Below are 13,798 nucleotides of genomic sequence, written 5' to 3' on the forward strand. Positions count from 1 at the left end.
AGTAAGTCCCACGCGGGGGAATCCCGCACCAAAACACCGTGCCGAAGGCACTAAAAAAGATCTTTGTGACTTTGCTTAGCGCACATGGGGAGCCAACGATCCCCTCACCCCAAAACCACGCCATCATTGGCAAAGAGGTAGGAAATGCGATTACTCCTGACAGGCATGGTCGTTTTATTATCGGCCTGCAATAGCAATGATTATTTTGACAACAATATCCGCCCATCTTGGCTGGGCAATGTCAGCCAGAGTCGTTTTGATGGCGTAAGCAATGATTTACTGACTGCAGGCTTAGGCAAAAGCGGCTTGGCACTCGCCCTGCCCGCCTTCGCTGATCCGGCGGCCCCCACCCCAGCCGAGCTGCGCCGGGCTGCTATTTATAATAATTACCGCGCCCTTGTCGACATCAGCAGCAGCGGCGGCTACGGCAGGCTGTACGGCCCAAATCTAGATATCAACGGCAATGACACCTTGGGCGAAGGCAAAATAGCCGGAGAGGAATACCTCGCCTATGCCGATGATGGATCGGGCCGACAAAATGTCACGCTAATGGTGCAAATCCCCTCCAGCTTTAATCAAAGCAAACCTTGCGTGGTCACCGCCACTTCATCTGGCTCGCGCGGGGTGTATGGCGCGGTGTCAGCGGCAGGCGAATGGGGGCTGAAACATGGCTGTGCGGTGGCTTATGCCGATAAAGGCAGCGGCACAGGCATTCATGATTTAAGCAGCGATACGGTTAATTTGATCGACGGCACACGCGCCAACCGCAGCTTTGGCGGCGGTAATTTTGATGCAGGTTTATCGGGCAGCGAGCTGGCCAGCTTTAACACGCAATTTCCTTATCGTATTGCATCCAAACACGCCCACTCGCAGCAAAACCCTGAAAAAGATTGGGGCAGAGATACCTTGCGGGCGGTGGAGTTTGCTTTCTGGTTGCTAAACGAAAAATACGCCACTATTCAATCAGGCCTGCGTAAAGCAGATTACGCTACGCCCTCCACCGTCACGGTGATTGCCGCCAGCGCATCCAATGGGGGCGGTGCGGCATTAGCCGCCGCCGAGCAAGATACAAAAGGATTAATCGATGGCGTGGCCGTGAGCGAGCCACAGGTTCAGCCCGCCTCAGTCGCTGGCTTAAGCATTATGCAAGGCAGCAGTAAAATGCCCGCTATTGGCCTGCCGCTGATTGATTACTTCACCCTAGCCAATCTCTACCAGCCCTGCGCCGTGCAATCGACACGTTTAAGCGGCGTAAATTCAGCCTTTGGCACGGCGGTTTCCCCGTTACTGGGTAGCGCACGCTGTGCATCGCTGGCGGCCAAAGGTTTTTTAAACGGTAGCACGCTCGAAGCGCAAGCCAATGAAGCCTATAACAAGTTGATTGCTGCCGGCTGGCTGGCGGAAGCCGATGCTTTACACGCCAGCCATTACGGGCTGAACGCCACACTGGGTGTAGCACTGACTTACGTTAATGCCTATGGCCGCTTTTCGGTCAAAGACAATATTTGTGGCTATAGCTATGCCTTCACCAACACCACCGGCGATGTGATTGCACCGCTGGCCAATAATCTGGCGGGTATTTTTGGCAGCGGCAACGGCGTGCCGCCTACAGCGGGCATCTCCATTGTCAATAATTTATCCGTGGGTGGCGCTAAAGCCGATGCCATGTCGATTTCGGCCTCAAGCAATACGGCTGATTACAATCTGGATGGGGCAATTTGCCTGCGTAAACTCGCCACGGGGCTGAATCCCCTTACCGGCGCAGCATTGACCGGCAATGAAAAACTGCTAGCCGACCGCGTCGCCATGGGTATCAAAGAAGCGCAGCGCACGGCAAGGCTCAATGGCAAACCCACCATTATTGTGGCGGGGCGATCGGATGCCTTAATCCCCGTAAACCACGCCGCCCGCGCCTATTACGCACTCAACCAGTCACAAGAAGGCAGCGGCTCTAAGCTGCGCTATATCGAAGTCACCAACGGGCAGCATTTTGATTCCTTCCTTGCCCTGAGCGGCTTTCCAACCCGCTTTATACCGCTGCATGTCTATGCAGGCCGTGCTCTAGATGCGATGTGGGCGCATCTGAACAATAGTACGGCATTGCCTGACAGCCAGGTGGTACGCACAACACCACGTACATCAGCTAGCGATAACTTAAATGCCAGCGCCCTGCCTGCTTTTGCTGCAGCGCCTGGCAGTGATGCAATTCGTTTTAGCAATACCACACTGACTATCCCTCAATAAACAGAGCCTCTGCTGGCGGTGCTTCTCCCCGCCAGCAAGCAGCCCCAAAAAGGAAATGGCGGTTATGAAAACCCTATCAGGAAAAAGCGCCTTAATTACCGGATCCACCAGCGGTATTGGGCTGGGCATTGCCCGTGCACTCTCTGACGCAGGGGCAAATGTTGTACTGAACGGCTTTGGTGACGTACTGGCCGCAAAAGAATTTGTCGGGCAGGCTGGCGGTAAAGTGATCTATCACGGTGCAGATTTAAGCCACCCTGATCAGATTGCCGATTTAATGCGCTATGCCGAAAAAGAATTCGGCAGCATTGATATCTTAGTCAACAACGCAGGTATTCAGCATTTAGCACCTGTAGAGGATTTTTCTACCGAGCGCTGGAACAGCATTATTGCGCTGAATTTATCCGCTGGCTTTCACACTACTCGCCTAGCTGTACCCAGCATGAAAAAGAAAAACTGGGGGCGAATTGTTAATATCGTTTCTGTACACGGTTTGGTAGCATCAAGTCATAAATCTGCCTATGTTGCGGCCAAACACGGCATGATAGGGCTGACTAAAGGTGTAGCCTTAGAGTTGGCCCAAACAGGCATTACCTGCAATGCCATATGCCCGGGCTGGGTGCTCACCCCGCTGGTAGAGCAGCAAATTACCAGTAAGGCCGCCCAGCAGGGCATCAGCTATGCCGAGGCTCAGTCTCAGCTCTTACTAGAAAAGCAACCCTCGGGTGTATTTGTCACGCCAGAGCAAATTGGCGCACTACTGTTGTTTTTATGCAGCGATGCAGCCGCAGAAGTACGCGGTGCAGCATGGAATATTGATGGCGGCTGGATAGCGCAATAAGCGTCTGCAGCTTGCCAATGACCCAGCCTCTTACAAACTGACCGAGATAAGTAATGCGACAACTCAGCCCCAAAATCAGCCCATGGCTTGCTACTTTTAATCAACAGCTCAGCAAGCTGCAGGCTAATGGCTACAAGCCCACATGTACCAATATTCGTGAAGGGCTGGCTTATTTAACCGCTGTTTTTGTCACGGACATCCCCCCCATCCCATGGGTACAGGATGATCTGGCGCCCTCGTCCCGCTATAAAGTGCCCGTGCGGATTTACCACCCCAACCCCAGCCGAACACTGCCTGTATTGGTTTATTTTCACGGGGGTGGGCATATGGCGGGCGGCATTACGGTGTATGACGCCATTTGCCGCAAAATCGCCACCGCAGCACAGCATATTGTGGTCTCTGTTGATTACCGGCTGGCCCCGGAATGCCCCTACCCGGCAGGCGCAGACGATGCTTTTTCAGTAGTTAAACATATTTGGGAAATACTGGATCAGCGCCAGCTGCAATACAAACGGCAGCTCTCCATTGGCGGCGATTCTGCCGGGGGCGCGCTGTCTGCCACCATTGCCAGCATCGCGCAATTTGATCCGTCGATTCGTATCCACGCTCAGCTCTTAATTTACCCCAGCTTGGATTACACGCTCAGCGCCCCTTCGCTGGATGAAAATGGCACAGGCTATTTAGTCACCAAAGAAAAAGTGACTTGGTACTTTAATAACTATTTTCAGCACAATGAAGACAGAAAAGCGGCGTCGCCACTCTTTGCAGAATTCAGCGCCAACCTCCCCCCCACACTGGTGATCAGCGCAGAGTTTTGCCCGCTCAGAGACGAAGGCATTGCCTATCTGGCCCGACTAAAAAAAGCCGGTGTGGCATCAGATCATCTGCACTTTGCCGACCTGCCCCATGCATTTTTAAATTTAGAAAATCTGGTCAAAGAAGAATGCCAGCGCGCATATCAAAGTATGGGTGCATGGTTAAACTTAAAGAAAAACGATGCGGAAAATGAATCACAGAAATAATGCAAGAAAATACAAATATTCAATTGTGGTGTTTTACTAAGCAAATAGCGTTATAAAAAATGGCCCGGCATTCAGCCGGGCCATTTTTATGCTTTACGCAAAGTACAGATTACTTCAATGGCTGCGCAGCTAAAGGATTGCCGCCCAATGCATTGGAGATATCTGCAATCGCTTTTTGAGCACGTACGCTATTGCCTGCACCATCCAAAGGAGGTGAAATCACTGCAATACCAAATTTACCCGGTGAAACCGCGATAATCCCGCCGCCTACACCGCTCTTGGCTGGCAAGCCGGTTTTGTACAGCCATTTGCCAGAATCATCATAAAGGCCAGCAGTGGCCATCACAGCCAACACTTCAGGCACGTTTTCTGTTTTTAATGCCTGCTTGCCAGTCACCGGATTCTTACCGCCATTAGCCAGCGTTGCGGCCATCATTGCCAAGTCTTTGGCATTCACGCCTACAGAACACTGACGGGTATAGATATCTGTTGCGCGATCTGGATCGGCTTTAATCTTACCGTAGGCATACATCAAGCGGCCAATCGCCTGATTACGCTGATTGCTAGCTGCTTCAGACTGATACACTTCATCCAGAACAGTCAGATGGCGGCCGGCGAAATCGTTGTAATAACCTAAAATCTTGCTCCAGATTTCATCGTAATTTGCGCCCTTTACCATGCTGGTGGCAGCAATCGCGCCCGGGTTCACCATGGCATTCATTTCTGCACCACGGTTTTGCTCAATCGCAACGATAGAGTTAAACGCTTGGCCAGTGGCATCTACGCCCTGGTTATTCAGAATAGCGTCAGTACCAGACTCATCAATCACCTTGGCCATGGTAAAGACCTTAGAGATAGACTGAATCGAAACTTCCGTCGTCACATCACCCTTGGTGTAAACCTTGCCATCTGCGGTCACCAGCACGATCCCGAATACTTTTGGATCAACCTTTGCCAGCGCAGGGATGTAATCGGCATTTTTGCCTTCTTGCAAGCCTTTGTAATTATCGTAAGCGGCCGTTAGTGCAGCCTCTACTTCACTCTTTTTAAATAAGTCTTTTGCTTGTGCGGCACCACTTAAAGCCAGTACCAATACAACAGCTAACATGCTGCGTTGTTTCATTGTAAAGCTCCTCGTTAACGCGCCTTGGGTCGGAGCGCGCTGTAGGAAAATATACCAAATAAAAACGAAGGAGAAGTTGTACAAAGTCAGTTGCATATTCATCGCAAGAGGGGCATGAAAACAGCCATGACGGCATAATTTTCAACACCAAATAACACAATTTTTTACCCTTTGTTCTCCGTATTAATACCGAAAAACCCTTAGGGTCTGTTGGCGTTTCATTCACGCAGCCATGAATGAAACGCCAACAGCCTCTGGTGAATATCAAACAATTTCAGCGCTGCCCCCACGATGAAAATAAAAAAAGCACTCGATAAAGAGTGCTTTCTCTGAATATAGCCTGACAATTAGGCGTCTAATGTAATCACCGGTCTAAGCGCCGCCCTGATAGTGGCTTCATCAGGCAAGTCTTTTGCCTGCCAGCGAATGACAGGAATCCCTGCCGAGCTTAAGGCCTTATCTTTTTTTGCATCGGCCAGCTGGCGATCCTGCCGCTGATGGCTGGCATCATCCAGCTCGATCACCGCAACGATGCTGGAATCCTTATTACACACCACAAAATCAGCGCTCATACGGTTAATCCGGTTTAACCATGCGAGATAGTTATTCCCTTTTTTAATCCCCAGCAAACTAGAGAGCTGCACCTGCGCCAGCACAATATGCTCTGGCATCGCTTTTAGCAGCCGGAAATACAGCACCTGCTCTGGTGTAGTCAGCGGATTTTTAGCATAAAACGGCCAGACCCCCGCCGTATCAGCCCCCTGTGCCCTGGCTTTTAAGATGGAAATAAACATAAAAACAGCGCCAATCAACAGCAAAAGCACAAGAAATTTCATTTTATTTCCATAAAAAGGAGTGAGTAAGACCCAAGATCAAAACCCTATTGGCTTTAGCAAGCGCCGACACGATTGTTGCTGCACGGCGGGCTTTTAACCCGCCATGCAAATCAGCCACGACGCCAAGTTGTACCCTGAGCGCTGTCTTCAAGCACAATACCGGCAGCAATCAGCTCGTCACGTATGCGATCCGATTCGGCAAAGTTTTTAGCGGCGCGGGCTGCTTTGCGCCCTTCAATCAGCGCTTCAATGGCCGCAGCACTATATTCGCCCTCTGCTTCGCCGATGCTGGCTTGCAAGTATGCTTGCGGCTCGCGCTGCAAGAGGCCCAAAATGGCGCCCAAGGCTTTTAATTGCCCTGCCAATTCGCCCGATTGCTGTTTATTCACTTCTAGCGCCAGCTCAAACAACACCGCTACCGCTTCAACAGTATTGAAATCATCATCCATTGCGGCTTTAAAACGCAGGGCGTAGCTGCTACTCCAATCGATTACTGACTCAGTAGCAGGCACATTTTTCAGTGTGGTGTAAAAGCGGCTTAATGCGCCTTTCGCATCATCCAGATGGGCGTCGCTGTAATTCAGCTGGCTGCGGTAATGGGCACGCAAGATGAAAAAGCGCACGACTTCGGCGTCGTATTTTTCTAGCACTTCGCGAATAGTGAAAAAATTGCCCAAGCTCTTGGACATTTTTTCGTTATCTACACGAATAAAGCCGTTATGCATCCAGTAATTCACATAAGCATGGCCATGTGCGCCTTCGGACTGGGCGATTTCGTTTTCGTGATGCGGAAACTGCAAGTCTGAGCCACCCGCATGAATATCAAAATGGCTGCCCAGATGATGGCAGCTCATGGCCGAGCATTCGATATGCCAGCCAGGGCGCCCTTCGCCCCAAGGAGAAGCCCATTTTGCATCTTGCGGCTCATCGCTTTTAGCGGCTTTCCACAGCACAAAATCCAGCGGATCTTGTTTATTGACATCCACATCTACCCGCTCGCCTGCGCGTAAATCATCCAGCGATTTGCCAGATAATTTGCCGTAGCCTTCAAACTTACGCACGGCATAATACACATCACCATTAGGTGCAGGATAAGCCAAGCCATTGGCAATCAGCTTAGCGATTAAATCATGCATACCTTGCACATGTTCTGTCGCGCGTGGCTCGTGATCTGGGCGAATCACACCAAGCGCATCAAAGTCTTCATTCATTGCCGTAATAAAACGGCCAGTCAGCGTGTTGATTGCTTCGCCGTTTTCTAAAGCACGTTTAATGATTTTGTCGTCAATATCGGTGATATTGCGTACATGGGTAAGCTGATAACCCGATGCCCTCAACCAGCGCGACACCATGTCAAACACCACCACCATGCGGGCGTGTCCCAGATGACAGTAGTCATATACGGTCATGCCGCAGACATACATATTCACCTTGCCGTCTGTAATCGGCTGAAAACGCTGTTTTTCGCGGGCCAGTGTGTTGTAGATATTTAACATGGGTGCTGTTTCGTTGGCGTAAAAGAGTGATTCTACCAAAGCTGCCCTCCAAGCGCTTCATCAGCGAACGCTAAGAATCAGGAAGGAGTGATTTTCACTTAAAGCCAGCAAAACCATCTTACCCTCGTTGACAGAAAAATCTTTGCACATTATAAGAATACTTCTCAACATGACAAGCAGGTAAAACCGTGCGTAAAAAAAACATCGCAATCATTGCCTTAAGCTTACTAGCCAGCGCCTGCAGCAGTGTTCCGGCAGAAAATAAGCAATATGCCGAGATGGATGAAAAGGAATATGTAACCGGCAGCAATATTCCACGCAAAGATCGCAGCAACGTTAAAGTGTATGACAAAGAATTATTACGCGAATTACAAGACCGCCCTGCCGTTTCGCCAAATATGAATTAAGTAGCGTCCTCATTGCATATCAAGCCCGCAATACCCCAATCGTTAAAGCCTGATATGCAATGACTCTACCCATAAGCAATGCCTGTTTTAAACATTGCTGCATGCAAAGGGATGCACTTCATTGTGCCAGCAACTCCCCTCTTTTTTAGCCTGTCCTCTTTTGTTAAAAAAATGAGGGTGCTCCGCGCCATCCATCAGCATAAAAAAGCACCTCCCTCAGATTTGCACTAAAGCCGGAGTTTTTTGTGTTTACACATAAGCATTCCAGCCAGACAAAATATCTGACCTTAAATAGCAAAAAAATGTAAGCAATTTTGAAATATAAATACTACCAAGCTTATGTATAGATGACTGATGAGTAAATAATTCCAATCCACTGGCCCCTTAAATTCGGCACTTAATCCTCTCTGACGGCTTTCTGTCGCAAACACAAAAAACTTCACCCAGGCTCATTATGATAGCTAGCGTAAACCGCCTACTACCTAAGCCAGATCTTCAGGAGCCCCAATGCTTAAATCATCACTGCTCACACTATTACTTGCATCGATTGGTTTTGCCCATGCAGGCACCAATGTTGACATGACCATTACTCCGCTTGGCACGCCCAAGTTTGATTTTGATGATGGTGGTCAGGCCAGACTGGAAAGCCTGCAAGCAAACTTTGGCATCAATCACGATATTAACCAGCGGCACAATATTGGGGTTAATCTTCAAGTGGCCCGTGAAACATGGCACTTTGACCAAAACCCATGGAAAGTCAGCGAGCCTTGGAAGCAATTAGAAAGAGTTACTTTTTCTGTACCCTATCGTTATAACTCCCAAAATGGCTGGTTTTATTCTGCTACGTTTGACGCAAGTAATAGCAAAGAAAAAAATGCCGATACCAAAGAAAGTTGGATTTACGGCATGAATGCCTCTGTGGCACATGCTTTTTCGCCTACATTATTGCTGGGCGTGGGCGCGGGGGTATACCGTCAATTAGAAAAAACGCAGGGCTTTCCTTTCTTGATTATCGACTGGAAAATCACCCCTAGCCTTACACTAGCCAATCCCTTTACCGTTGGCCCCGTTGGCCCTGCCGGGCTGGAGCTGAGCTGGGCCCTTACGCCTCAATTTGAGATTGGAGCCGGTGCTGCCATGCGTCAGTTTCAGTATCGCTTAGCCAAAAATAATCCCCTCGCACCGGATGGTGTATTAGAAGAGCAATACGCCCCGGTCTTTTTACACGCTGCTTATAAAATTCAGCCCAACTGGCGGCTTGATGCTTACACCGGTGTAGCTGCTGGCGGCAAGTTCACCATTCTGGATAGCAATGGCAACGAGCTAAACAATGAAAAAGCCAAGAAAATCCCATTCTTTGGCTTTGCAATTAATGGCCGCTTCTAAACCCTGATTACGGGCAATAGCTTAAGAGTGCCAGCAAAAATCAAAAGGAGAGCGGATTCATTCCGCCTCCTTATTTCCATGCATCACCTCATACCATGTGCATAATTAATACTTGTGTAAGTAATTCAAAGCAGAGATACTTGGACATACTTACAAACACAAGTGATTGAAATGCAATACCCCAGCATTTTCAGGCCTTATACCGCATCCTTGATTGATTTTTTGATGGTTTTACTGATCCTGTGGGCAATTTCCAACTCACCGCTGGAGCCTCTCTTTCACGAATCAGCATTCGGGCTGTTTATTGTGCTGCTGCTTTGCTATGAGCCCATTGCTACCCTGCTCGCCTGCAGTCTTGGCCAGTATCTGATGCGTTTTAGGGTCAGAAACCATTCTGATCTAAGCAGAATAAGCGGGCCTCAAGCCTATGGCCGCTTTTCTATAAAATGCAGCTTAGGCATCGTATCCCTGCTCCTTATTCCCGCACGCAAAGACCGCCGGGCCATTCATGATGTGGTCGCGAAAACCATTGTGATTGAAGCGAAAAAGCCCCCTCTTATTGCCTGAAAATATTCAGATTTAAATCAGGGGATGCAGAGTATGTAATCCAATTGGTCAGAGTATTTTTTAGCACTAAATGGCATGAAATACATCGAATATCGCTCGTTCCGACTCATTAAAAATAAAAAATGAAAAAATTTAATATTCCTCATTTATTTAACAACACCCCTTCACGTATTGTTTTACTATTTTCAGTAGCCTTATCTTGTATATTTGTAATAGTCTCGATTATATTTTTTTCAGTAGTACACGCATTACAGAGCAATTTAATCCAGCAACTTATTTCAAATATTTTTTCATTTACCAGTATATTTCTTCTGCTGCACTTATATATTTTAAAGAATGAGTTTTTAAGCTGGCGCGAATTACTCGGCAAGCCACCTGAAAATTGGTGGTGGGTTTTACTTGCTATTCCCTTAGTAGCACTCACACTGACTTGTACCTACGCTGTTTTTTATCCAATATCGGTCTATTTTCCTGACTATGTACGCAGCTGGATCAGCAATGATTCTTCTGTCAAAATGCTAAAAGGTGAGGTACTTTATAATTTTTTAATCTTCATCCTCATCACTATCATTGGTCCTGTTCTTGAAGAGTTTATATTCAGAGGCTATTTACTAAACCGCTGGGCCAATCGCTTTGGGGTGTACTGGGGAATCATCTTAAGCTCGGCGCTATTTGCCAGCTTACACCCTGAGTTATTAGGTCACTTTCTTTCCTCCATCGCATTCAGCCTGATTTACTTCAAAACCCGCAGTCTGTGGCTGCCCATTGCTATTCATATGCTGAATAATTTTATTTCCTGCATCTGGGAATGGGTATCACTGACAGATAACGCCTCAATTCATCCGCAAGATGCATTAAGCCAGTTTCAAAGTGAATGGTGGCTCGCCCTGCCAGGACTATTAGCCATCCCAGTTTTATATCTATTTTGGCACCGGCATATCCGGGGCTTATTTTCTTCCCCCGGCATTCAACACAATTAAAAACCATGCCCTTAGCAAATAAAATGCTCCACCACCGCCCCATTCAAAGCAGCGATCAAGCCCTCATCTGGGATTTACTCCACATTGCACTGTGGGACCCGCCACCCTCAGGCTTGCGGCCAAAGGAAGTGCTGAACGATGAGCGCGTGCGTATTTATGCGGCAGATTGGGGCAAGGATGGCGACGTAGGCGTTATGGCTTTACTCGGCACACACGTCATCGGCGCTTGCTGGATGCGTCTATTGCCTAGGCAACAAGGCTTGGCATGGATTGATGAAACGACACCCCAGCTTGCTATTGCTCTTTTTGCTGATTATCAACAGCAAGGCTACGGCTCTGGCCTGCTGCGCAGTGCGCTGGATTCCGCCCGTGCCACAGGATATCGTCAGGTGTCACTGACGGTGCATCCAGAAAATCCTGCCAAGCGCCTGTATGAAAAATATGGCTTTCAGGAAGTGGGGCAAAGAAACGGCTACTGTCTGATGCTTTGTAAATTAGGCCCACTTCCTGCACGCTTAGCCCATTCCGTGCAGGTCTTTTTATTTAAAGAAGATCACGGCCAACGGTATTGGCTATTACTTCAGCGCCATGCAAGGCCTGATTTAGCTTTACCGGATTTCTGGCAAGGTGTTTCTGGGGCAATGGAAGTGGGAGAAAGCCTCTGCGATACTGCCTTACGTGAAGTATGGGAAGAAACAGGCATTCGTTTACTGCAGCTCCGCAACACAGGCTTTCATCATCACTATCCGATCAAGCCCCAATGGCGTGCCGCTTACGGCGCAGAGCCAAGCCACGTCACCGAGTATATTTTCTGCGCCCAAATCAATACCGACCCCATCCTGTCAACCGAGCATAAAAACTGGCACTGGTATCCCTTTGAAGCCGCGCTTGAAATGCTTAGTTTTGAAAACAATGCAAACGGCTTAAAAGCAGCACAGGCCTGCATCGCACACACAGAGAAAACCCAATGAACACCTCCCCAGCCGAGCAATTTTTAATAGATTTTCATAATCAGCAACCCGGCATTACTTCCCATTCTTTTCAATCGCTGAGCGCGACCATGAGCGGGCAGCTTTATACATCATCTTACGAATGCCTTGCAAAAGACGTGGCAAGCGATGCCACCGTACTTGATTTGGCCTGTGGCGATGGCTTTTTGCTCTCCATTTTGCCTGCCCGCACCCTTATCGGTGTTGATATGAGCACTGGCGAGCTGGCCGCTGCGCGGCAAAGGCTGGGGGATCGCACCATTTTGCACCACGGCAAGGCACAATCTCTGCCTGTAGAAAACCAACGCTGCGATATCGTGCTTTGCCATATGGCCCTGATGCTGATGGATCAGCTGGATGATGTGCTCGGCGAAATCCAGCGCGTACTTAAACCAAGCGGGCACTTCTCTTTTGTCATTGGCGCGGCCGCACCGCCCAGCGCGGTGATGGATGCCTATATAACGCGGCTTCGGGCACTTTATCAGCACGAAAGCGCAAAAGCGCTGCGTTTTGGCGACCAACGCCTTGCTAAAGAAGAAAGCATCATCAGCACACTGACGCCTTATTTCACACAAATTAAAATTGAAAAAATCACAATCAGCCGCCGCTACACCCCGGATGAAGTCTGGTCCTGGTTTGAAGGCTGCTATGACCTGGCATTTTTAGCCACAGAGCCACGCCAGCAATTTCATGCGGCCTATTTGCAAGAGCTAGCAGCGCTATGTGAAGACGATGGGAAAGTGGCTTTTGCAGATTGCATGCTGAAGATATCAGCAAGAGCAGCAGCGCATAGCCACTGAAAACATGAAACAAAGAGACTTGGGGTGAGGATATTCTGTCATTCTCTTACACTTTCACAGTAAAACAAGCCGCTGGGCCAGTGCGGTGTGGAGAAATGGCGGTGTAATTTTTAGCAATCCCCACGCCAACCTTGCTTATGTCATAAACGTCCTTTAACCTCTGGGTACTTACACATACAGCAAGATGACTAATGACTTTTGATAATTTTATTAAAACAGCATGGGCAGATCACGGCGATCAGCCCTTAGTCGTTGCAGAGCGACTAAGCACCTCGCCCCAGCTGGCACAAACAAGCAGCCAGATTCAGGCTTTCACCCGCTTAATTACCCATGTGTATGGCGAGCATCTTGCGGACTGGGATGCGGGCATTGCCCTGCTGCAATCACTCCCCCGCTTAGCAAACGAGCCCGCCGCGCTCAGCGCCATTGCCGTCAGCACCGCCACCCTCAAATATGGCCGGGGCGATCAGGATGCGCTGGCTTCGCTTACGCCACTTGAGCAGACCATTACACTAGCAACGGCAAGTAGCCTCTTTGCCGCACAGCAAAAACTAGCCATGGCCATAGACAGTTATTCACAAGCGCTGATGAGCTATCCAGAATTCACCGGCCTGCCTGAAGAAATCCCCGTTCATCGCGCGCTTGCCGTGGGGGGCAATCATCTGGCCTGTGTATTAGAGGAGCAAAAGCAGCGCAGCACAACCGAAACGGCCGCCATGCTGCAGGCCGCGCAAAGCGCCCTTAAGCACTGGCAGCGGGCAGGCTCTTGGCTGGAAACCGAGCGCGCTCAATACCGCCTCTGCCGCAGCAACTTGCAAGCCGGGCTTAAAGATCAAGCGGTGCAAGCGGCCCGGCGCTGCTTAGAGATCTGCACGCAAAATAATGCACCGGCCTTTGAGCTATTTTTTGCCCATGCTGTACTGGCCATCGCTCAAAAAGACCAGAACGATGCCTTTGAACTACACCGCGCTGCAGCCATCGTCTGTCTTGAGCAAGTCCCCGCTGATGAACAACACTGGTGTGAGGCAGAGTTGAAGGAGTTGAATAAGTAAAAAGATGCTGGGTGGGGCTGGCCAGCCAATGGGCTGAGCCCTGCTATATCTTGGC

13 protein-coding genes are annotated in these 13,798 nt (G+C 49.3%); 10 read left to right on the top strand and 3 right to left on the bottom strand.

The window, feature by feature from the left end; genetic code table 11:
- Window positions 1-144: 144 nt before the first annotated feature.
- The 3 genes from DYD62_RS12800 to DYD62_RS12810 all read left to right on the top strand — a co-directional run bounded on the left by DYD62_RS12800 (window position 145) and on the right by DYD62_RS12810 (window position 4,107).
- A complete protein-coding gene (locus DYD62_RS12800) occupies window positions 145-2,244 on the top strand; it encodes a 3-hydroxybutyrate oligomer hydrolase family protein (RefSeq protein WP_115227694.1) in 2,100 nt (699 codons plus the stop codon).
- A 64-nt stretch (window positions 2,245-2,308) separates the two neighbouring features.
- Complete coding sequence (locus tag DYD62_RS12805) at window positions 2,309-3,085, top strand: 3-hydroxybutyrate dehydrogenase (RefSeq protein ID WP_115227695.1); 777 nt, start codon at window positions 2,309-2,311, stop codon at window positions 3,083-3,085.
- Window positions 3,086-3,138: 53 nt separating this feature from the next.
- Window positions 3,139-4,107 carry an alpha/beta hydrolase gene (locus tag DYD62_RS12810; protein WP_115227696.1) on the top strand — a complete coding sequence of 323 codons (969 nt, stop codon included), beginning with the start codon at window positions 3,139-3,141 and terminating at the stop codon, window positions 4,105-4,107.
- A 109-nt stretch (window positions 4,108-4,216) separates the two neighbouring features.
- Here DYD62_RS12810 and glsA read toward each other — a convergent pair whose 3' ends face one another.
- The 3 genes from glsA to cysS form a co-directional block, all read right to left on the bottom strand.
- On the bottom strand, window positions 4,217-5,230 hold the full coding sequence (gene glsA, locus DYD62_RS12815; RefSeq protein WP_115227697.1) for a glutaminase A: 1,014 nt from the start codon (window positions 5,228-5,230) through the stop codon (window positions 4,217-4,219).
- Window positions 5,231-5,577: 347 nt separating this feature from the next.
- A complete protein-coding gene (locus tag DYD62_RS12820; protein ID WP_115227698.1) occupies window positions 5,578-6,066 on the bottom strand; it encodes a DUF2726 domain-containing protein in 489 nt (162 codons plus the stop codon).
- Window positions 6,067-6,176: 110 nt separating this feature from the next.
- Window positions 6,177-7,562, bottom strand: coding sequence for a cysteine--tRNA ligase (gene cysS, locus DYD62_RS12825; protein ID WP_115227699.1), 1,386 nt, complete (start codon window positions 7,560-7,562; stop codon window positions 6,177-6,179).
- A 188-nt stretch (window positions 7,563-7,750) separates the two neighbouring features.
- On the opposite strand from cysS, the gene DYD62_RS12830 reads away from it, so the two are divergent.
- The 7 genes from DYD62_RS12830 (at window position 7,751) to DYD62_RS12860 (ending at window position 13,743) form a co-directional block, all read left to right on the top strand.
- Complete coding sequence (locus DYD62_RS12830) at window positions 7,751-7,969, top strand: hypothetical protein (protein ID WP_115227700.1); 219 nt, start codon at window positions 7,751-7,753, stop codon at window positions 7,967-7,969.
- Between the two features lie 507 nt (window positions 7,970-8,476).
- A complete protein-coding gene (locus DYD62_RS12835; RefSeq protein ID WP_115227701.1) occupies window positions 8,477-9,355 on the top strand; it encodes a DUF6268 family outer membrane beta-barrel protein in 879 nt (292 codons plus the stop codon).
- Window positions 9,356-9,526: 171 nt separating this feature from the next.
- Complete coding sequence (locus DYD62_RS12840; RefSeq protein ID WP_132038631.1) at window positions 9,527-9,922, top strand: RDD family protein; 396 nt, start codon at window positions 9,527-9,529, stop codon at window positions 9,920-9,922.
- A 122-nt stretch (window positions 9,923-10,044) separates the two neighbouring features.
- A complete protein-coding gene (locus DYD62_RS12845; protein WP_115227703.1) occupies window positions 10,045-10,902 on the top strand; it encodes a CPBP family intramembrane glutamic endopeptidase in 858 nt (285 codons plus the stop codon).
- A 23-nt stretch (window positions 10,903-10,925) separates the two neighbouring features.
- Complete coding sequence (locus DYD62_RS23645; protein ID WP_207916405.1) at window positions 10,926-11,873, top strand: bifunctional GNAT family N-acetyltransferase/NUDIX hydrolase; 948 nt, start codon at window positions 10,926-10,928, stop codon at window positions 11,871-11,873.
- Window positions 11,870-12,691 carry a class I SAM-dependent methyltransferase gene (locus DYD62_RS12855; RefSeq protein ID WP_115227704.1) on the top strand — a complete coding sequence of 274 codons (822 nt, stop codon included), beginning with the start codon at window positions 11,870-11,872 and terminating at the stop codon, window positions 12,689-12,691. The genes DYD62_RS23645 and DYD62_RS12855 overlap by 4 nt, the downstream gene beginning before the upstream one ends.
- A 191-nt stretch (window positions 12,692-12,882) precedes the next feature.
- Window positions 12,883-13,743 (top strand): hypothetical protein, encoded by an 861-nt coding sequence (locus DYD62_RS12860; protein ID WP_115227705.1) that lies wholly within the window; start codon window positions 12,883-12,885, stop codon window positions 13,741-13,743.
- Window positions 13,744-13,798: the final 55 nt, after the last annotated feature.

The sequence above is a fragment of the Iodobacter fluviatilis genome (genome assembly GCF_900451195.1).
GTDB classification, from domain to species: domain Bacteria; phylum Pseudomonadota; class Gammaproteobacteria; order Burkholderiales; family Chitinibacteraceae; genus Iodobacter; species Iodobacter fluviatilis.